This window comes from Candidatus Spongiisocius sp., assembly GCF_965221825.1.
Taxonomy (GTDB): domain Bacteria; phylum Actinomycetota; class Acidimicrobiia; order Spongiisociales; family Spongiisociaceae; genus Spongiisocius.
Window position 1 is genome coordinate 2,541,343 of the sequence record NZ_OZ244917.1, and the last position, 19,636, is coordinate 2,560,978.

General features: G+C 66.1%; 19 protein-coding genes. 11 read left to right on the top strand and 8 right to left on the bottom strand.

Going from position 1 to position 19,636, the window contains the following annotated elements; translation table 11 throughout:
• The first annotated feature begins 211 nt into the window (after positions 1-211).
• The 4 genes from ACOQPD_RS11910 (at position 212) to ACOQPD_RS11925 (ending at position 3,790) form a co-directional block, all read left to right on the top strand.
• Entirely contained in the window at positions 212-1,978 is a 1,767-nt protein-coding gene (locus ACOQPD_RS11910) for an SLC13 family permease (protein ID WP_420612173.1), read from the top strand.
• A gap of 254 nt (positions 1,979-2,232) precedes the next feature.
• Entirely contained in the window at positions 2,233-2,913 is a 681-nt protein-coding gene (locus tag ACOQPD_RS11915; protein ID WP_420612174.1) for a DUF433 domain-containing protein, read from the top strand.
• A 34-nt stretch (positions 2,914-2,947) separates the two neighbouring features.
• Positions 2,948-3,316: a hypothetical protein gene (locus tag ACOQPD_RS11920; protein ID WP_420612175.1), complete on the top strand. Its 369-nt coding sequence runs from the start codon at positions 2,948-2,950 to the stop codon at positions 3,314-3,316.
• Between the two features lie 111 nt (positions 3,317-3,427).
• Positions 3,428-3,790 carry a hypothetical protein gene (locus ACOQPD_RS11925; protein ID WP_420612176.1) on the top strand — a complete coding sequence of 121 codons (363 nt, stop codon included), beginning with the start codon at positions 3,428-3,430 and terminating at the stop codon, positions 3,788-3,790.
• A gap of 5 nt (positions 3,791-3,795) precedes the next feature.
• On the opposite strand, the gene ACOQPD_RS11930 is transcribed toward ACOQPD_RS11925, so the two are convergent.
• A complete protein-coding gene (locus tag ACOQPD_RS11930) occupies positions 3,796-4,608 on the bottom strand; it encodes a class I SAM-dependent methyltransferase (protein ID WP_420612177.1) in 813 nt (270 codons plus the stop codon).
• A 55-nt stretch (positions 4,609-4,663) separates the two neighbouring features.
• Entirely contained in the window at positions 4,664-4,840 is a 177-nt protein-coding gene (locus ACOQPD_RS11935) for a YdeI/OmpD-associated family protein (RefSeq protein ID WP_420612178.1), read from the bottom strand.
• Positions 4,841-4,966: 126 nt separating this feature from the next.
• Between ACOQPD_RS11935 and ACOQPD_RS11940 the strand changes: the two genes are divergently transcribed.
• Together ACOQPD_RS11940 and ACOQPD_RS11945 are read left to right on the top strand one after the other, a co-directional pair.
• Positions 4,967-5,203, top strand: a complete 237-nt coding sequence (locus ACOQPD_RS11940; RefSeq protein WP_420612179.1) for a type II toxin-antitoxin system Phd/YefM family antitoxin — start codon at positions 4,967-4,969, stop codon at positions 5,201-5,203.
• A complete protein-coding gene (locus tag ACOQPD_RS11945) occupies positions 5,200-5,625 on the top strand; it encodes a type II toxin-antitoxin system VapC family toxin (RefSeq protein WP_420612180.1) in 426 nt (141 codons plus the stop codon). Before ACOQPD_RS11940 ends, ACOQPD_RS11945 begins: the two co-directional genes overlap by 4 nt.
• 40 nt (positions 5,626-5,665) lie before the next feature.
• Here ACOQPD_RS11945 and ACOQPD_RS11950 read toward each other — a convergent pair whose 3' ends face one another.
• Positions 5,666-6,808 (bottom strand): amino acid ABC transporter substrate-binding protein, encoded by a 1,143-nt coding sequence (locus ACOQPD_RS11950; protein WP_420612181.1) that lies wholly within the window; start codon positions 6,806-6,808, stop codon positions 5,666-5,668.
• Between the two features lie 814 nt (positions 6,809-7,622).
• Here ACOQPD_RS11950 and ACOQPD_RS11955 point away from each other — a divergent pair.
• The 3 genes from ACOQPD_RS11955 to ACOQPD_RS11965 are packed head-to-tail and all read left to right on the top strand — an operon-like array spanning position 7,623 to position 10,830.
• Positions 7,623-9,062: a thioredoxin gene (locus tag ACOQPD_RS11955; RefSeq protein WP_420612182.1), complete on the top strand. Its 1,440-nt coding sequence runs from the start codon at positions 7,623-7,625 to the stop codon at positions 9,060-9,062.
• A 13-nt stretch (positions 9,063-9,075) separates the two neighbouring features.
• A complete protein-coding gene (locus tag ACOQPD_RS11960) occupies positions 9,076-9,600 on the top strand; it encodes a UGSC family (seleno)protein (protein ID WP_420612183.1) in 525 nt (174 codons plus the stop codon).
• A gap of 36 nt (positions 9,601-9,636) precedes the next feature.
• Entirely contained in the window at positions 9,637-10,830 is a 1,194-nt protein-coding gene (locus tag ACOQPD_RS11965; RefSeq protein WP_420612184.1) for an acetate/propionate family kinase, read from the top strand.
• Between the two features lie 21 nt (positions 10,831-10,851).
• On the opposite strand, the gene add is transcribed toward ACOQPD_RS11965, so the two are convergent.
• The 3 genes from add to ACOQPD_RS11980 are packed head-to-tail and all read right to left on the bottom strand — an operon-like array spanning position 10,852 to position 13,223.
• Positions 10,852-11,961: an adenosine deaminase gene (add, locus tag ACOQPD_RS11970; protein ID WP_420612185.1), complete on the bottom strand. Its 1,110-nt coding sequence runs from the start codon at positions 11,959-11,961 to the stop codon at positions 10,852-10,854.
• A gap of 13 nt (positions 11,962-11,974) precedes the next feature.
• Positions 11,975-12,763: a nucleoside phosphorylase gene (locus tag ACOQPD_RS11975; protein WP_420612186.1), complete on the bottom strand. Its 789-nt coding sequence runs from the start codon at positions 12,761-12,763 to the stop codon at positions 11,975-11,977.
• A 34-nt stretch (positions 12,764-12,797) separates the two neighbouring features.
• On the bottom strand, positions 12,798-13,223 hold the full coding sequence (locus tag ACOQPD_RS11980; protein WP_420612187.1) for a DUF2335 domain-containing protein: 426 nt from the start codon (positions 13,221-13,223) through the stop codon (positions 12,798-12,800).
• Between the two features lie 646 nt (positions 13,224-13,869).
• Between ACOQPD_RS11980 and ACOQPD_RS11985 the strand changes: the two genes are divergently transcribed.
• A complete protein-coding gene (locus ACOQPD_RS11985) occupies positions 13,870-16,194 on the top strand; it encodes a molybdopterin-dependent oxidoreductase (protein WP_420612188.1) in 2,325 nt (774 codons plus the stop codon).
• Between the two features lie 51 nt (positions 16,195-16,245).
• On the opposite strand, the gene ACOQPD_RS11990 is transcribed toward ACOQPD_RS11985, so the two are convergent.
• Positions 16,246-17,313: an inositol-3-phosphate synthase gene (locus ACOQPD_RS11990; protein WP_420612189.1), complete on the bottom strand. Its 1,068-nt coding sequence runs from the start codon at positions 17,311-17,313 to the stop codon at positions 16,246-16,248.
• Between the two features lie 108 nt (positions 17,314-17,421).
• On the opposite strand from ACOQPD_RS11990, the gene ACOQPD_RS11995 reads away from it, so the two are divergent.
• Positions 17,422-18,300 (top strand): LysR family transcriptional regulator, encoded by an 879-nt coding sequence (locus ACOQPD_RS11995; RefSeq protein ID WP_420612190.1) that lies wholly within the window; start codon positions 17,422-17,424, stop codon positions 18,298-18,300.
• Between the two features lie 418 nt (positions 18,301-18,718).
• Here ACOQPD_RS11995 and ACOQPD_RS12000 read toward each other — a convergent pair whose 3' ends face one another.
• A complete protein-coding gene (locus ACOQPD_RS12000) occupies positions 18,719-19,636 on the bottom strand; it encodes an ABC transporter permease (protein ID WP_420612192.1) in 918 nt (305 codons plus the stop codon).

The window sequence follows — 19,636 nt, forward strand, 5'->3', positions numbered from 1 at the left end:
CTTCGCGCGGCCAAGCACAGGCCATCCCCGATCAGAAGCGTTGCCAGGGAGATGCCCGCCTCGATGCTTGAATGGGCACGACCGAGGGAGGCGCCCATCCCCACTCTTTATCCGTCCAGGTTGTGATCGCCTGTAACACGATGCCGGAAGCAGCCCGGGCGTTTGATGTCTCCGCTTCGACTTCTCCCGCCGTTTCCGGTGATGGGCTGACATGACTCCCGAAGGCATCCTGGTAGTGGTCATCCTCGTCGGGATCGTGGCGCTGTTCGTCTCCGAGAAGTACCCCCTGGACATCGTCGCCATGCTGGGGCTGGGAGTGCTGCTGGCTCTCGGTCTGGTCACCCTCCAGGAGGGATTCTCCGGCTTCAGCAACCCCGCCACCCTGACCGTGGCCTGCATGTTCGTCCTGGGCGCCGGACTGCAGAAGACCGGCGCCACCGCAGCGGTGGGTCGGCTCATGGTGCGATTCAGCCGGAACCACTACACGGCTCTGGTGGTCATCATGGTCACGATCACCATCATGTCCGCCTTCGTGAACAACACGGCCGCGGTGGCGGTGTTCATTCCCCTGGTGACCCTCCTCGCCAGCCGTCGACGGATATCAGCCTCCAAGCTCCTGATCCCCCTCTCCTATGCCTCCCAGTTCGGCGGGGTGTGCACCCTGATCGGTACTTCGACCAACCTCCTGGTCAGCTCCATCTCCGAGGAGGCCGGGTATGGATCGTTCAGCATGTTCGAGTTCACCCGGATGGGGCTGATCCTCTTCGTGGCGGGGGTTGCCTTCTTCCTGGTCTTCGGGCGGTGGCTGTTGCCCGACCGCCAGGTGGGGGAACTGGCAGCCGCGTATCACCTGGGCGAGTACGTGACGGAACTGAGGGTCCGGCACAATTCCCCGCTGGTGGGCAAGTCGGTGCTCGACAGCCGCCTCGGCGAGGACCACGACATAACGGTCTTGCGGGTCCTCGATGCGGGCGAGGAAGGATGGGCTCCCCTCCGCCGGGTCATCCAGCCCGAGGACGTGCTGCTCGTGCATTGTTCCCTGCCGGACCTGATACGGCTCCGCGGCACGATGGGGCTGCGGATCGACGCCGACTTCACGTTGCGCGACGAGGCCCTCCAGACCGAGGACCTTCGCCTCGTCCAAGTCCTGGTAGCACCTGATTCGGCACTGAAAGGGCGCACGCTCAAGGACCTGGACTTCCGGAACCGCCATAAGGCGCTGGTGCTGGCCATGCAGCGAAAGGGCGAGACCATCAACGACAAGCTCAGGTCGATCAAGCTCGACGTGGGTGACTCCTTGCTGGTACAGGCGCAGGAGGCGGCGATACGGGAGATGCGCGACAGCAGCGACTTCATCGTTCTCAACGAGGTGCCAGGCTCCGTCCTTCGGCGCAAGGCCCCGCTGGCAATCGGGATACTCGTGGCGGTGGTGGGTCTGGCAGCTTTCGATGTCCTGCCGATCCTGGCGGCCGCACTGATCGGTTGTGTCGCCCTGGTGATGACCCGCATTCTCCGCCCCGAGGAGGTCTACCACGCCATCAACTGGCAGGTCATCTTCCTGCTGGCCGGCGTGCTCCCTCTGGGCATCGCCATGCATACCAGCGGAGCAGCGGGAGTGATGGCCGAGTACGCGGTTGGATTGGTGGGGGACATGGGACCCGTGGCCGTCCTGGCTGCCATCTACCTGCTGGCCGCCCTCATGACCGAGACCATGAGCAACGCGGCGGCGGCGGTGCTGCTGGCGCCGATAGCCATCTCCACGGCGGAGCAGATCGGAGTGGATCCGCGGCCGTTCCTGATGGCGATCACCTTCGCCGCTTCCACCGGGTTCTCCACCCCGGTCGGCTACCAGACCAACACCATGATCTACAACGCCGGGGGATACCGGTACGGAGACTTCCTGCGCGCCGGGATGCCGCTCAACATCCTCTTCTGCATCCTGTCCGTCATCTTCATCCCCCGCCTGTGGGCATTCTGACGTACCCATGGCGCCGAGGGCGGACGCGCCATCCGTCGAACTCCCCTAACACCCCGGACCTCCTCGTGGTGGCGGCCGGCGTCCGCCCGCTTGAGTTCGGCGGAGTCCTTGCCGACGTTCGTAACAGCGGGCATCTGATGTCCAAGAACGGGCCTTGTCATGAAAAGGCGCTCGTCGGTGCTTGAATAGGGGACGACGAGGAGACACCCTTCAGCATTCTTGATCCATCCCGGTTCAGAGATCCGCTCTACACGATGGCGGAAGCGGCCCGGATCGTTGATGTACCCGCTTCAACGTTCCGCACGTGGGCGCGCGGGCGGCTGGTGAAACCGCAAGAGGGCGCGGAAGCCTACGGAGGCCCGATCATCACGAGCATGAAGCTCCCACCTCGGTCCAAGCTCCGATCCATCCCCTTTGTCGGGCTTACCGAAGCCATGGTCTTGGTGGCCATACGCAAGAGTGGGGTTCCGATGCAGCGGATTCGACCTGCGCTTGAGGAATTAAAGAAGGGATTGGGCATTCAGCATGCTTTGGCTTCGAAAAGGCTCTACACCGATGGTGCAGAATTGCTTTTCGACTACTCGGCGAGCCATCCCGATTCGCAAGTTGCCCGTGTAACGCGACAACTGGTTGTTGTTCGGAACAACCAGCACGTGTTTTCCGACATCATTGAGGAGTACTTACAGAGATTCGAGTATGCCGGAGACGGCTATGTGAGGCTCATCCGGGTACCCGGATATGAGCAGGCCGAGGTTGTCGTCGATCCGTACCGCTCGGCTGGTGCTCCTATCTTCGTAAGGGGAGGGTGCCGCGTTAAGGATGTCCTATATCGATACCACTCCGGTGAGACGGTGCGGGAGCTAACTATGGAGTTCGGTGTGCCGGCAGCCCATGTGGAGGACGCGATCCGTGTCGCATCCCGAAGGGCTGCCTAGGATCTTTCTCGACCGAAGCCTCGGATCCCTCCAGGTGCCGAGACTGCTGCGCGAGTCTGGCTTGGACCTGATAACGATGGTTGAACATTATGGAACAGCGGACCAGACGGTCGCAGATCCAGAGTGGCTTGAACTCGTCGGTGCTAACGACTGGGTTGCCTTTACCAAGGACGAGGGGATTCGGTTCCAAGCTAGCAATCGTGAAGCCTTGATTGAACACAAGGTTCGTTGCCTCTATCTCGCGAGGCAGGATCTCGCTGCGAGCGAAATGGCAGCGAGGTTTCTGGACAATCTGCCTGCCATCGCTAGAGCCTGTATCCGACCCGGACCCTTCATGATTGCCATCTATCCGAGCGAAATTCGGAAGATGCCGATCAGAGGTGTCCCCGAGTCAGATGGCTGATCGCACAGGCTGGATAGTTGTTGGGGTTGGTGAGCCCTCGGCGAGCCGTCGTGGGACGCGGGTGGGGCTGTTGATCCTTCGAGTGGGGCTTCGTATGGATGAGGTGGCCGCGTGAGGGTTGTCGGGATCTACAACGCGGACGGCGGGCTGGCGGGTGAACTGCGCTACGCCGCGGACAAGGTCCTGGGCCGGAGCGACTGCGGTCTCTGCGAATTGACCCACGGTTGGAACGCCTTCGGGAAGCGGTCGTGGCGCGAGGCCTGCCGGGCTAGCTCCGTGCCGATCGAGTTGATCCACCGGGACGTGGCGACCGAGTCACAGCTGGCCGCGGCCGGGTCCCTACCGGCAGTGCTGGTGGGGGATGAGGGAACCTGGCGCCTGGCCGCCGATCGGGAGTTGATCGCGACCCTGCGCAAGGATCCGGCCGGGTTCCTGGACCACCTCGAGATAGAACTCCGCAGGAATACGGAGTAGGAAGATCACGGCCTGACCGCCAGTACCTCGGTGTTGAGGAATGCCCAGAAGGCGTTCGGCTGGCCGGTCCAGCGCCGGAAGGCGGCGGATATCTCGACCAGTTCGGCGCGTGTCGCCAACCCGTTCCTGGTCGCGTGGTCGGCGAAGTCGCTCTCGATGACACGCAGCTCCCACAGGCCGCCCCAGGCGAGGCGTCCGTCAGGAGAGGCGTAGGTCGTGGTCCGTGTTGTTACGACCGGGTCGGCGAACCCCGCCCTCATTACCCAGGACAGGAGGAAGCGCCCTGCGTCGGCCTCGCCGCCGTTGGCCGCCGTCACCTCGTGATACAACTCGTGCCACCGCACGAGAGCCGGATCCGTGGGGAAGAACGCCATCGTCCCGTAGTCGGCGTCGCGTACCGCGAGCAGTCCCCCGGCCTTGAGGACCCGGCGAGCTTCTCGCAATGCCCGGACGGGTTCGGCGAGATGCTGGAGCAACTGGTGGGCGTAGACCACATCAAAGTAGCCATCCCTCCAGGGGAGGTCATAGGCCGAACCGAGCCGGAAGGTCGCATTGTCGATCCCGTGGTCCTTCACCAGGCTGCGACCCGCATCCACCATCTCCTCGGAGGCGTCCAGGCCGATCACCCGCCCTACCCGTCGGGCCACCCCGGCAGTTATCGTCCCCGGCCCCGAACCCATGTCGAGCACCACCGCATCAGCACGCAAGTGCGGCAGCAGGAAGGCGGCACACTCCTCGGCCGTACGCTGGGCATAGGTGCTCACGATGGCCTCGTGGTACCCGTGGGTATACCGTTCGCTCTCAGGCCTCTCGATCATCACCTCCCCCGGAGAATCCTCGCCCAGAGGTTACTTCTCGGCGTACGGCAGCACGTCAGCCACCCAGCATCCCGATCGCTTTGTCGATTCTCCTCCGCCGTGTCTCGGGGCGTCTCGCCTCGTTGATCCATTCCAGGTACCCGCGCCGGTGGCTCGGGGGTAGCTTGCGGTATGCGATGCCGGCATCCGGATGCGCTTCGAGCGCGGCGGCGAGATCGTCCGGTGTCTCCATGGTTCCCGTATCCACACCGGGAGGCTAGGGGTTGGTGAGGTTCTCGGGGGGAGTTGGTATGCCGACCGGAAAGGAAGCCTCCCTAGTAGCCGGGCTTTGGTGTATCACGCGTGATACACTGGCGCTATGGCTGAGGTTTCTATCCGCCAGCTCCGTAACCACGGGGGCACGGTCGTGGATCGCGTGCAGGCGGGTGAGCGCCTGACCGTGACCCGGTCCGGCCGTCCGGTGGCGGAACTCCGCCCACTGACACGTAGAGGGCCGGACCCGGCAACGCTGCTGTCGCGGTGGCGCAACTTACCCCGGATCGACCCGGATGCTCTCCGGCACGATATCGATCGGAATGTCGACCCGTCCCTATGACCTCTGTTGAGCGCGGTCCGGGAATCCTCGACACGAGCACCGTGATCCTGCTGCCCGGCATTACAGATTCCGGGACGCTGCCGTCCCAGCCCATGATCACCGCGATAACCCTTGCCGAGCTCTCCGCGGGTCCTCTGGTTGCTCCTACCGAGGCGGAGGGAGCCCGTCGCCAAGCATATCTACAGCAGGCCGAAGCCGACTTCGACGCGATTCCCTTCGACCAGGCGGCCGCGAGGGCGTTCGGCCGGGTCGCCTCTGACCTCCGCCGAGCCGGCCGGAAGACTTCGGCCCGCGCCTACGACGCCTTGATCGCCGCCACCGCGATCGCCAACGGGCTTCCGCTCTACACCGCCAATCCGGATGATTTCGCGTCTATCGAGGGCTTGGAGGTGATTCCGGTCCCGCACCCTTACCGTTCCTGAACCACGCCACCCTGCCGCAGTCTGGTCAGGAGTTCCGAGGTCAGCGCGCCGGGGGTGCGTAGATCAGGCCGCCTTCGGTCCAGCGGGCGTTGACAGAGCCGGTTCGGTCGAAGCCGAGCGGGCCCAGGTTCCGGGTGTAGATCTCGTCGTAGTTCCCGACCTGCCGGATCGCCTGCGCGAAGGCGTCCGGCGCGAGACCCATCTTGGTCTGGAGCTCGTCCTCGCCGACGCCGAGCAAGCGGCCCGCCTCGGGATCGGGCGGGTCGGCGACCATGTCGTCGATGTTGGTGGAGGTGATCCCCTTCTCGTCGGCGATGATCAGCGCGTAGACCGTCCAGTTGATGATGTCGGCCCACTGGCTGTCGTTCTGCCGGTACATGGGACTGAGCGGCTCCTTTGAGATCGGCGACCTCGGGAAGATGATCCACTCGTCCTCCCCGATCTCGCCGGTTCCCAGCGCCGCGTAACGCTCACCGAAGAGGCGCGATCCGTCAGACGTCACGATGTCGCACGAACCTCCCCGGAACAGCTCCATGGCCTCCGGGGTGCCTTCCACTGTCACCAGCTCGATGTCTGCGCCGATCTCACGAGCGCCTTCGGTGATGTTCTTCTCGGTGGTCGTGCCCGCGTTGGAGCAGATGCGGGCGCCATCGATGTCGGCCAGCGTCGACGCGTCGGTGAACCCGAGTTCGGCCTTGCCCATGATCAACTGGCCGTCATAGAAGGTGGTGGGACCGAAGTCGCCGCCGAGTTCGGTGTCGCGGCTCTGGGTCCAGGTCGTGGTGCGGAACAGCACGTCGACTCCGCCCGATGCCAGCACCGTGAACCGTTCCGCGGAAGTCGTGCCGACGAACTCGACGGCGCCGGCGTCGCCGAGAACCGCCGCGGCCAGGGCACGGCAGAAGTCGGCATCGAAGCCCGTGAAGGATCCGTCCTCCTGAGGTTCGGCGAAGCCGATGGCGCTGTCGGTCACGCCGCAACGCAAGGCCCCACGGTCCCGGATCCGGGACAGGGTCCCTCCGGCGGACGGCGTGGCCACCGTGACTTCCGCGTCGGCCGTGATTTCCTCGACCCCCGACGTGACTACGGCCTCGCCGGGTGTGGTCGTGGCTTCCTCGCCTCCCCCGCACGCGGCCAACGTAAGGGCCAGCACGCAGAGGAGCGGAACGCTCCGTTGTATCACTGCCCGGAAGCTTCTCCCCCTCATGTACCGACCCCCATGCCTGAACCGGAGGCGATCATACCGATGCATCTGGTGGTGGGTCGGGTTGTGAGCGGCGACTGATCGTGCTGCCGGTTTGCCAGATTGCCGGAACGGCCTGGCATCGTCAGCAGGATCACAGCTGGTACTTGAGCAGAATGAGCGTCATAACGTGCGCGAATTGAACCACGTATCGTATGCAGATTGAAGAGTATCCCACCGCGCGATCTTGTCCCCTCCAAAGCGCTCGCCATGTTTCGGCGGCGGGATGATCCCACTTAACGTCGGACTCCGCATGCCCGCAGAGCCCTGGCCGTTCCCACCTAACCTGCCCGGATGAACACCGATTGCTACCGCTTCCCACGCGTGGTGTTGCTCCTTTTCATCGGCGCGCAGGCGATGGGGATCGGGATATCTCGTTTCTGGCCGACATCCAGGATCGGCCGGCGCAAGCGGTTACGACCCCCGAACCCGCACTCGCCAGCGGAGGTTCAACTGGGGCTCGGACTGCTCGGCCGGCCCGCTTCGACAGTTAGATCACTCCTATCGGAGACGAGGCGACTGGTGGCCTCTTCAATGATGCTTCTGCCGCCGTGTGCTATGTCAAAGGACGGTCCTTCGACCATGGCACAGATCGATTCGACATCACCGGGAGGAGACAAACGTTGCTTGGCGATGTCGGGCATGTGATCGGGAGGATTGGTGTCTGTTCTCATGGCAACATCGTAACGACAGGGCCGGGGCGGCGTTTGGGAGGGTGGCTACGCTGGGCCGTGTCGCAACTCACGGATGACCTATGAGCCTTCCCATCACTGACGGGCTGTTGGTGGTGGTCAAGGACGACTGCGAGACGTGCCATCTGGTGGTGCCGGTGCTGGGTGAGCTTGCCGAGGGGGAGGAGTTCCTGGCGGTGGTCTCCCAGGACCGGGCCGGGTTTCCGGAGGGATTCGAGGTGGTCCACGACCGGGAACTGGACATCTCGTGGCATCTCGGCACCGAGACGACTCCCACCGTCTACCGGATCGAGGGCGGCGAGGCGGTCGACGAACAGCCCGGGTGGGACCGGGACGGATGGGAGCGGGTGACCGGGCTGACCGATCTGGGGGCCGGCCTTCCCGAACACCGGCCCGGATGCGGATCCGACACGATGCTCCCCGACACCTACCAGCGCCTTCTCGGGCGCCATTCGCCCTACCCCCTGTCGTCGCGGCGGGTCGAGTTGGGGACCGCCGAGGACCCGTTCGAAGCCGCCTTCGCCCGGGGATGGACGGACGGCCTTCCGGTCGTTCCTCCGACCGAGGAGCGCGTAGCGAGGATGCTGGAGGGCACCGATCTGGCTCCCAACCACGTGCTCTGTACCCTCGCGCCCGATCTCGCCGAATGCACCGTGGAGAAGGTGGCGATCAACGCGGTGATGGCCGGTTGCCGGCCCGAATACCTGCCGGTGGTGCTGGCGGCGATGGAGGCGGCGGCCGGTCGCGGTTTCAACATCCACGGGGTGTCGGCCACCACCTATTTCTCCGGGCCGGTACTGATCGTCAACGGGCCGGTGCGGGGGCGGATCGGGATGAATTCGGGGGTCAACGTGCTCGGTCAGGGCAACCGGGCCAACCTCACCATCGGGCGAGCCCTCAACCTGGTGGTCCGTAACGTGGGCGGCGCCCGCCCCGGCGGCGTGGATCAGGCGACTTTCGGCAGCCCGAGCAAGCTCTCGTTCTGCTTCCCGGAGGACGAGGAGGGCTCCCCCTGGGAGTCTCTGGCCACAGAAAGGGGCTTCTCGGCCGAGGAGTCCACGGTCACGCTCTTCGCCGCGCACGGACCGATCGAGGTGGTCGACCAGAAGTCCCGTGCCCCCGAATCGCTCGCCACTACCTTCGCGCTGCAGCTGCGGATGGTCGCGCACCCGAAGCTGGCGGGAATGCCTGAAGCGATCGTCGTCGTCTCTCCCGAGCATGCGCGGCTCTTCCGGCGGGCGGGATGGACGAAGGACCGTCTGCGCGAGGAGCTCCAATCGCTGCTCAGGCTCCCCACCGCGGAGATGGTGGCCGGAGCCGGCGGGACGGCCGAAGGCATCCCGGCCTGGCTGGCGGACCGGCAGGAGGAGATCCCGAAATTCGGCCCCGAGGGTCTGTGGTTCGTCCACGCGGGCGGGGGCGCCGGAGGGTTCTCGGCGATAATCTCGGGCTGGATCGGTGGCAGGGCCAGCTCGGAGATGACCACCGTGGCGATCGACTAGTTAGGGGTGACAGATGACACTATTGCTCGACCCGACGAGCGAGAGAGCCACCGGGGAGCGGCCGCTGAGCACCCGTCCCGCCGGCCTGGCGGGCAGCACGGTCGCCTTGCTGGACATCTCCAAGCCTCGCGGTGACGTGTTCATCCAGAGGCTGGACGAACTGCTGACCGGGATGGGGGTGGCAGTGCGGCACTACCGCAAGCCCACCTTCTCCAAGCCGGCGCCGCTCGACCTGCGCCGCCAGATCGCCGCCGAGTGCGGAGCGGTGATCGAAGCCCTGGCCGACTGAGGCTCCTGCGCGTCGTGCAGTGTGCATGACATAGTGGATCTGGAAGACCTGGGCTTGCCGGGCGTCTTCGTGGCCTCGGACCGCTTCGCGCATGCGGCCGACGCCCAGGGCCGGGCCCTGGGGATGCACCCCCGGCGGGTGCTCACGGTCCATCCGATCCAGCAGCGCACCGACGAGGAGATGCGGGCTCTCGCCGAAGCGGCCCTTCCTGAGATCCTCGACGCGTTGACGGCCGGACAACACTCCTAGGGTCGCTGCTCCCCGGAGCACGCGTAAGGGGACGAGGTGGCGGTACTGGTCATCAACTGCGGCAGCTCGTCGATCAAGTACAAGCTGTACGGGCGGGCGGCAGACAACCTCCTCGCGGGCGGCATCATCGAAGGGGTCGGTGGGGAACGGCCCCGACACCTCCACCCCCTGGGTGATCAGGAGTTCGAAGCAGAGCCGGAGGTCGGCGACTACCGGCAGGGGGTGGCTGCGATCGTTAAGGCTCTCGCTGAGTGGGGAAATCCACCGCCGATCAGCGACCCGGCCGAGATCGCCGGGGTGGGCCACCGGGTCGTGCATGGAGGCGACCGTTTCTCCGAGTCCGTGGTGATCGACAGCTCGGTCATCGAGGCAGTCGAGTCCCTGGGCGCGCTGGCCCCGCTCCACAACCCGGCCAACCTGGCGGGAATCCGGGCCGCGCGCGAGCTCCTGCCGGGAGCGGTCGGGGTGGCGGTGTTCGACACCGCTTACTTCACCACGCTCCCTCCCCACGCCTACCGGTACGCGGTGCCCGAGCACTGGTGGCGGGACTTCGGGGTGAGGCGTTACGGGTTCCACGGGATCAGCCACCGGTACCTGGCAGAGCGAGCAGCCCGGTTGCTCGGCAACCCCCGGCCCAACCTGGTGACCCTCCATCTCGGCGCCGGAGCCTCGGCATGCGCGATCCGGGACGGGAAGGCGGTGGACACGTCCATGGGTATGACGCCGTTGGAGGGGCTCGTCATGGGAACCAGGAGCGGCGACATCGATCCGGCGGTGGTGTTCCACCTCATGGAGGCGGGTGTGCCCGCATCCGAGATCCGGCGAGGTCTGCTCCGCGAAGGGGGCTTGCTCGGCCTGAGCGGGATATCGTCCGACTTCCGCCTGGTTGCCGGCCGCGCCCGTGCCGGCGACCGAGCCGCCGCCCTGGCGGTGGAGGTCTTCGCCCACCGGGTCCGCCGGTATCTGGGCGCATTCATGGTGCAGGTCGCGCCGTGCGACGGAGTGATCTTCTCCGGCGGCATCGGGCAGAACAGCCACGAGGTCCGCAGTCTGGTCCTCAGCGGTCTGGAGACGCTGGGTCTGGTCGTGGATCCCTCCCGTAACCGTGGCGAGGGGGAGAGGCGGATCTCCACGGACGGAAGTTCCACGGACATATGGGTGATCCCCACCGACGAGGAGTCCCTGATAGCTACGGACACCGCCCGTCTCGTCAGCGCCCACCAGTCCTGAGAGGGGCCTCCGAGCGCCGGATCAGCTCGCGGAGGTCGCTCCCAATCCGTGCTCGGCGGTCCATGCATCGAACTCCTCGAGCAGCGACCGGCGCAGGGCGGGTTCGCACAGGGCGGCGTTGAAGCCGTTGCGGGCGATCCGCACGAGGTCCTCGGGGCCGTAACCGAACTCGTCGGCCAGGAGGCGGTACTCGTCGTTCAGCGTGGCGCCGAACAGGGGAGGGCCGTCGCTGTTCAGGGTGAGGGTCAGTCCCATCCCGTCGAGATGGGGGAACGGGTGCAGGGCGATGCGTTCGCACGCGCGGGTTCGCAGGTTGCTGGTGGGGCACACCTCGAGCGGTATGGCCCGGTCCGCCAGCACCGCCAGCAGGTGTGGGTCCCTGATCGCTCCTATGCCGTGACCGATGCGGTCCGCTCCCAGCGTCTCGACCGACCCCCGGACATGGTCCGCGGCCCACGATTCGAGGGACTCCCCGGCGTGAGGCACGCTTCGAAGGCCGGCTTGTCTGGCCTGGCCGAATGCATGAGCGAAGGGTTCGGGCGGAGCCCCATCCTCGTCGCCTCCGATCCCCAGCCCGACCACCCCGTGCTCCATCCCGGCGAGGGCGTAGCGGAGGGTTGTCTCGGCGGGCGCCGGGTCGTATGACCCGCCCGGGCCCGTGAAGCAGAAGTTCCTAGCGATGTCGAACACCCACCGGATCTCGACACCGAAGTCCTCCTGGACGCTCCGCCGCCCCTCCTCCAGACCGTCGAGGATGTCCCGGAAGGCGAGCCCCTTGTCGAATATGTGGGTGTGGTTGTACGGGGAGACGGTCAGCTCGCGGTAGCGGATGTTCTGCACGGCCATGTCGGCGCCGGCCTGGTAGGTGACCAGGGCAAAGTCGTCGGGCGTCCGGATCAGGTTCTGGATGGCCTTGATCACCCGTATGAAGTCGGCGAAGTTCCGGAACTCGAACCACTCGGAGAGGCGGTCCGGATCGGTGGTGGGAAGGGTGTGGGCGAGGTCGTGCCGCCCGGCCAGCTCGACGGCGGTGGACGGCTGCGTGGTCGACTCGAGGTGAATATGCAGCTCGGCCTTGGGCATCTCCGCAATCAAGCGGTCCAGGTCGGGGGCCGCCGCTCGCTCGCTCAACGCCTCACGCCACCTACGGAGCGGAGTGCTCCGCGTCGTACCTGACGACCGCCTCCAGGGCGATGGCGATCGCGTTCTCCCAGGCATCCACGAGACGCCGGTTGCCGTGTTCCCCGCGGTCGTAGTCGAAGTCGGCCTCCACCAGGCTCCCGGACACGCCGCACACCATCGCCGCATGGGCTCCGCGAAGCTGCGCCACAGTGAGGATGGCCGAGCTCTCCATCTCGATGTTCAGCAGTCCGAGCCTCGCATGGCGCTCGATCCACTCGGGCGTCTCCGCGTAGAAGGCGTCGTCACAGACGCCCAGGCCGATGTGCAGGCCGAAGCCCGCCTGCTCCCGCCGCTCGCGGGCCGCCTCGATGAGGGCGTGGACCAGGAAATGGTCGGCCACTGCCGGGTAGGTATCCGGTACGTAGGCCCGGGACGTCCCGTCATTGCGCAGCACCCCGGTATTGATGACGATGTCTCCCGTCCTGATTCCGGGCTGGATGCCGGCGGTGCTGCCCACCCGGATGAGGTGGGTGGCGCCGGCGTTCACCAGCTCTTCGGCGGCGATGGAGGCGGAGGGGCATCCGACACCGGTGGACATGGCGCTGATCTCGATGCCCCGGTACCTGCCGGTGATCGTCCGGAACTCCCGGCTATCCGCCACCGGTCCGACATCGTCGAGATGGTTTGCGATCCGGTCGACCCGGGCCGGGTCCCCCGGCAGGAGCACGTAGCGGCCCACCTCTCCACGCCTGATCCGGGTGGCGTACTGCCGGGCATCCTTGTCGACGGCCGACTTGTCGAAAGTGCCCATGGGTGGTCTATGCCTTCGCCGTGCCCGGTTCCGGTCACACGCTCGGACGGCGTCCAAGCACGAATACGGTAACGAGAGCAACTAGCTCAATAGAGCCAAGCACAAGACCTGGGACGGTATGACCTTCAATGATTAACCGATAGGCAATAATTCCAAAGATTATTGTGATGATGAAACCAGCAGTTAACCCGGCGAACGATCGTAAGGAGTCATGCTTCAGAGTCTCCTGGTCCAGTCTCTGAATGTGGGCTGTATTGGACTCAGCCATCGCAACGATACGATCAGCAAGCCCTGGCAACACCCCCTCATACTGGCTAAGCACTTCAGGTGGAGGAAGCGGACCGATAAACCGGACAGCCTCAAACTCTTGGAAAGCCAGATCTTTATCGCCGGGTGGTTGGATGTCCGCTTGAGAGCTCTCGTCGGGTACCAGGTCACCGTCGCCGACGGAGCCATTCATCAAATCGCCCGCCCGCTACGCGAGTGTGCTTCAGGCTGATGGTGTCCGATCGCTTCCCGCAGGGCATCTCCCACAGCCTGCCAACTACGTGCCATCATCGCAGCGGCAGCCTTCTGAGGGTCCGACGGCGACTTGTACCGGGGACCGAGGATACCGGTGAAGTCGAAGATCGATGCTATCCCGCACAGGTATGGTGACCAGTTCTTGGGGCGGGAACGGCGTAGACGGTCAAGAGCGTTCATGCTGGGCTGGGCTCCTGGTCGCTTGCTCGGTTGCACAATACCTTGATTGCCGAAGCTGGGTGCTCGGATGGATCACTTGATCGGTACGGCGGAACGCCGCATATGGTAGTCATCCTTTCACAATGTAGAAGCATGATTTTTCGCGAGTTTGAACTTGTGGTCGATCGACGCCGCGGTTTGTCCAGCAGGGCGACTGGTTAGGCGCCGCGGGCAGCATGGCGGTCGGTGCGTACACAGATTATCGGCACGTTACTACCCGTTTCCGCAGGCCGTCCTGTACCTTGGCGAGTGACCGGGTGGGTCGGGCTCCTGATCACCGACCAGCAACCGGCCGGCAACCGGCCCGGACCGGTCAGCTCATCCTCGATGCCGGCGGACTGCTCATCTCGTACAATCCCGGGGTCATGACTACTCCCAACGTGGATAGCGGCGCCTCGAGCCTGACGCTGACCCACTGGGGCGCGTACGAGATCGAGACCTCAGGCGGTGAGATCCGGGCGGTTCGGCCGTTCGCGCACGATCCCGATCCGTCTCCGATAGGCAGTTCGCTGGCCGACGTCGGGCAGTGCCGGGTCGGCAGGCCGTCGGTCAGGGAGAGCTGGCTGGAGTCTGGCCCGGGAGCCTCCACGCATCTGCGCGGCCGGGAGCGCTTCGTGGAGGTCGGTTGGGATCAGGCCCTCGACCTGGTAGCCGGTGAGCTCGACCGGGTTCGGGACGAGCACGGCAACCAGGCCATCTACGCCGGTTCCTACGGCTGGGCCAGCGCAGGGCGCTTCCACCATGCCCAGAGCCAGCTCCACCGCTTCCTCAACTCCATCGGCGGCTACACCTACTCGGTCAACACCTACAGCCTGGCGGCGGCCGAGGTCATCCTTCCGCACGTGGTCGGGACCCGGTGGTGGGCGCTCGAGAAGGTCCACACCTCGTGGGACGTGATCGCCGCCGAGACCGATCTTATGGTGGCCTTCGGAGGCATTCCGGTGAAGAACAGCCAGGTGGACTACGGCGGGGTGGGGCGCCACGAGGTTACGGGCTGGTTGCGGAAGTGCGCCGAGCGGGGCGCCCGCTTCGTGAACGTGTCGCCCATCGACGACGATGTCGTCGACTATGTGGACCCGGAATGGGTCCCGATCCGGCCAGGGACTGACGTCGCCCTGATGCTGGCCCTCATCCACACCCTGATCGAGGAAGACTCCTACGATCGCGACTTCGTCGTGCGGTACTGCGTGGGCTGGGAAACCCTGGCCGCCTACATCACCGGCGACACCGACGGGATCCCCAAGGACCCGGAATGGGCTGGCCCCATAACCACAATCCCGCCGGACCGGATCCGATCGCTGGCCAGGTCGCTGGTGGCCGGGCGCACCATGATCAACGCCAGCTGGTCGCTCCAGCGGGCACACCATGGCGAGCACGCCATCTGGGCGGCCATCGCCCTCGCGGCCGCCATCGGGCAGATCGGCCTCCCCGGCGGCGGCTTCGGCATCGGCTACGGGGCGGTGGCGGCCCTCGGCAGCGGCTTCGACAAGGCGTGGCTTCCCCGCTTCAAGCCGGGGCGGCCTGTCGCCGACTCATTCATCCCGGTAGCCCGGATTGCCGACATGCTGGCCGGACCGGGGGAGGAGTACGAGTACGACGGCCATACCCGCACCTATCCCGACATCCGCCTTGTCTACTGGGCGGGCGGCAACCCCTTCCATCACCACCAGGACCTCAACCGCCTACGCCGGGCCTGGCAGCGTCCCGAGACGGTGATCGTCCACGAGCCCTTCTGGACCGCCACCGCCAAGCATGCCGACATCGTGCTGCCCACCACCACCGCCCTGGAGCGGAACGACATCGGCGGCAAGCCCAACGACCCGTATTTCTTCGCTATGAAGAAGGTCATCGAGCCGGTAGGCGGGGCCAGGGACGACCACGACATTCTCGGCGCCCTGGCCGCCCGCCTCGGTACCGGGGATGCCTTCTCGGAGGGCCGGACCGCTGACGGCTGGGTGCGGTTCCTGTACGAGGAATACCGGCGGAGCGAACCGGGAAGCCCCACCTTCGAGGAGTTCTGGCAGGCCGGTTTCATCGACCGCGGGTTGGGGGGCGGGGAGCCGAAGCGCGTGTTGTTGGAGGAGTTTCGCGAGGACCCAGACCGGTACCCGCTCCCGACGCCGTCCGGCCGGATCGAGCTCTACTCCGAACGGATCGCCGGTTTCGGCTACGAGGACTGCCCGCCGCATCCGGCCTGGATGCCTCCCGGCGAGTGGCTGGGAGGAGCGACCGGCGAGGCCGATCTGCACCTGATCTCCAACCAGCCCTCCACCCGGCTCCACAGCCAACTGGACCACGGCTCGAACAGCCGTGGAGCGAAGGTCGCCGGCCTGGAGCGGCTACGGATGCATCCTGACGACGCCGCCCGGCGGGGCATCGAGGACGGCGACGTGGTCCGTGTCTTCAACGAGCGGGGCGCCTGCCTGGCCGGGGTGACCATTACCGACCGGATCCGGCGCCGGGTGGTCCAGCTGGCGACCGGGGCCTGGTACGCGCCGGGCGCCGGAAACGACCTGGAGGGCACCTGCCTGCACGGTAACCCCAACGTGCTCACCGCCGATGTCGGGACCTCGAGCCTGGCCCAGGGACCCTCCGCCCAGACCTGCCTGGTGCGGGTGGAGCGGTGGCCGGGAGCGGCCCCGGCCCATCACGCCTTCGACCCTCCCGGGATCCTGACCGTAGACCGGTGAATCGAGCGGTACCGGGGAGAAAGCAGAGGAGGTTGCCTCCTCCCCGGCCTCCTATCCCGCGATGAACTCCTCGAGGGCCTCGCGGGCGACCCCATCCCGCATCTGGCGGGGCGGGGACTTCATGAAGTAGGCGCTGGCCTCGTAGAGCGGGCCGGCGATACCTCGGTCCAGGCCGATCTTGGCGCAGCGCACGGCGTCGATCACCACCCCGGCCGAGTTGGGGCTGTCCCACACCTCCAGCTTCACCTCGGCGTTGAGGGGGGTGTTCCCGAAGGCGGTTCCCTCGAGGCGGATGTGCGCCCACTTGCGGTCGGTGAGCCACGGAACGTGATCCGAGGGGCCCACATGGATGTCGTCTACGGGAAGCCGGGCCTCCATCTGGCTGGTGACCGCCTTGGTCTTGGACTCCTTCTTCGAGACGAGGCGGCTCCGCTCCAGCATGTTGAGGAAGTCGGTGTTCCCGCCGAAATTGAGTTGGTAGGTCCGGTCCACCTTCACTCCGCGGTCCTGGAAGAGGTTGACGAGAGTGCGGTGCAGGATGGTGGCGCCGACCTGCGACTTGATGTCGTCGCCCACGATCGGCAGTCCGGCCCGGCGGAAGCGTTCCGCCCATTCCTCGGTGCGGGCGATGAACACCGGGATGCAGTTGACGAAGGCGCAGCCGGCCTCCAGGGCTTGACGGGCGTAGAACTCGGTGGCGTGCTGCGATCCGACCGGGAGGTAGGAGACCACCACGTCGGCGCGGGCCCTGCGCAGCTCCTCGGCCACATCGACCTCGGCGGCCGCCGATTCCTCCACCACGCCGGTCAGGTAGGCGCCGATGCCGTCGAGGGTCGGCCCGCGTTGCACGGTGACATCGAGATGGGGGACATCGGCGAAGGCGATGGTGTTGTTCTCGCCCGCCAAGATCGCCTTGGACAGGTCCTGGCCCACCTTGTGGGCATCCACATCGAACGCGGCCACGAACCGGATGTCGTCGATGCCGTAGTCGCCGAGCACCGGATGCATCAGGCCCGGAATGGTCTCATCCGCGGCGGCGTCGCGGTAGAACTCGACACCTTGGACCAGCGATGACGCACAGTTCCCCACCCCGACGATCGCTACCCGTATCTCGTCCACTCTTGACATCCTCTCGGTTCGGATGGGCCGAGTCTGGCTCCTGTATCTATTCAGTCAAATAGATAAGGCTGCTACAATACATCGAAGATACTTATGGATATTGCGCCGTTGAACTTCAGGAGCCTCTACTACCTCCAAGCGGTGGACCGCTACGGGACGTTCACCGAGGCGGCCTGGGAGCTGGGAATCAGCCAACCGGCCCTCTCCCATTCGCTGGCTGAGCTCTCCAAGCGGCTCGGAGTACCCCTGTTCAGGAAGGACGGCCGGAGAAGGGTGTTGACCAAGGCCGGGCAGCGGGTGGTGCGCTACGCGGACCAGGTGATCGGCCAGACCAGTGACCTGGTTCGATGGCTGGACAGCTGGCAGCGCGGAGAGGTCGGTTCGATCAGAGTGGGGTTGATCGACACCGTCGGTCTCTACACCCTCCCGTCGGGCCTGTCCCGCTGGCAGCGGGAGTTGCCGGCCATCGATCTCCAACTGGTGGTGGCCGAGTCGGAGGAGATCCTGTCGATGCTCGACCGCTACGAGGTGGACCTGGCCCTGGTGGTCGGTCCGGCCGGTTCCCGCTACAACTCGGAAGCCATCGCCACCGAGAGGATGCATGTCTACTCCTGGCCGGATGACCCGGACGGCTCCTCGATGTCAGGCTCGGAGGTCGCCACGCCTGCGGGCTGGGCGCTCTACCCGGCCGCCTCTCGCACCCGGCTGCTCATCGACCAGGGCCTGGCGCAACTGGGCATCCACCCCGAGGTTGCTCTCGAGTCGGCTCACCCCACCGTGCTCCGCCAGATGGCGGTCCTCGGTTATGCCCGGACCGTGCTTCCCCGGCAGGTGGCGACGGCTGGGGAGGACTCCGACCTGCGGGAAGGACCGCTGGTCGCGCTGCGGCTGATCGAGGCGGTCTGGAGGTCCGGCGAAGATCTCGACCCGCGGGCGGCGCGCCTGATCGAACTCGTGAAAGAGGAGAACCCGGACGGCGAGAGATGAGCCTGAGGCACAGGGCACCGTATATGGTGTTCTCTGCCTCAAGAACGCACCGAGGCCCCGGACTCGCGAAAAACCGGTGCTCCGCACCGGGCCCCGCCCCCGCCGCCACCCAACCTGTTGGAGCGTGGTCGGCCATGCCCGGCTGGGTGCCGGGAGTCGGCTGTCGCTCCATGAGCCTCGTATGTTCCCTCGGGCCGGCCGCTCCGATCGGTTGCTCACTCATCGGCCGGTACGGGTGCTTGGCGATAGGCAACGTATAGCGCGGGTGTGACAGTTTCAAGCCCTTTCCGGAGGAACGCGAAAAAAAAGTTGCCTGTCCGGGAAGGCCGGTGAGCGGTGGCGGGTCATGGTCCGCGGTATCGGGAATCATGGGGCGCACAAACGGGTCGGCTCGCGGGGGAGCCGACACCCCAGGTGGCTAGCCGCCGGTGGTGAGGTCCAGGAGCCGGGCGAAGCGCTTGCGGGCGGCGATCAGGGCGATCAGGGTTACCAGGAAGGGGAGGGCATCGGTGATCTGGACCGGCAGGCCGTTGCCCTGGAGCCGGAACCCGAGGCCCTCGGCGAAGGCGAAGAGCAGGCTGGCGCCGAACACGGCGAACGGGTGGGCCCGTCCGAGCATGACCGCCACCACCGCCACCCAGCCTCGCCCGCTTGACATGTTCTCGGCGAACTGCACCACGTTGCCGAGAGCCAGCTGGGCGCCCGCCAGGCCGGACAGCACGCCGGAGGCGATCACAGCCCCGTACTTGTAGGCGGTCGGGCTCACCCCGAGGGACTCGGCCGCCAGGGGACGCTCTCCCACCCCGCGCAGGCGCAGCCCGACGGGAGTGCGGAACAGGGCCAGCCAGAGGATGGGCACCAGCAGGAAGGCCACGTAACCCAGGATGGTCTGGTTGAACAGGACCGGCCCGACCCAGGGGATGTCGGCCAGTCCGGGGATGGCCAGCCGGTCCAGCCCGTCGATGCGTTCGTGCTGGAACACCCCCCGCACCCCGAAGATCTGCGGAAGGAGGAAGCCGGTCAGGCCGATCGCCATCAGGTTCAGGGCGATGCCGAGCACGATGGGGTCGCCCCGCCTGCTCACCGCGCCGAAGGCCAGCATGAGCGACACCAGCACCCCGGCGCCCACCGCGAAGAGCACTCCCATGCCGCTGTATACGGCCAGGTAGGAGCCGGCCACCGCCGCGAAGGCGCCGGACAGCATCATCCCTTCCATGGCGATCTGGAACACCCCGGCCCGCTCGCAGATCATCCCTCCGAGCGCGGCCAGCAGGATGGGGATCATGGCTCGGACCACCGAGTCGAAGAGGGCGGCGTCGAAGAGCTGGTCGAACAT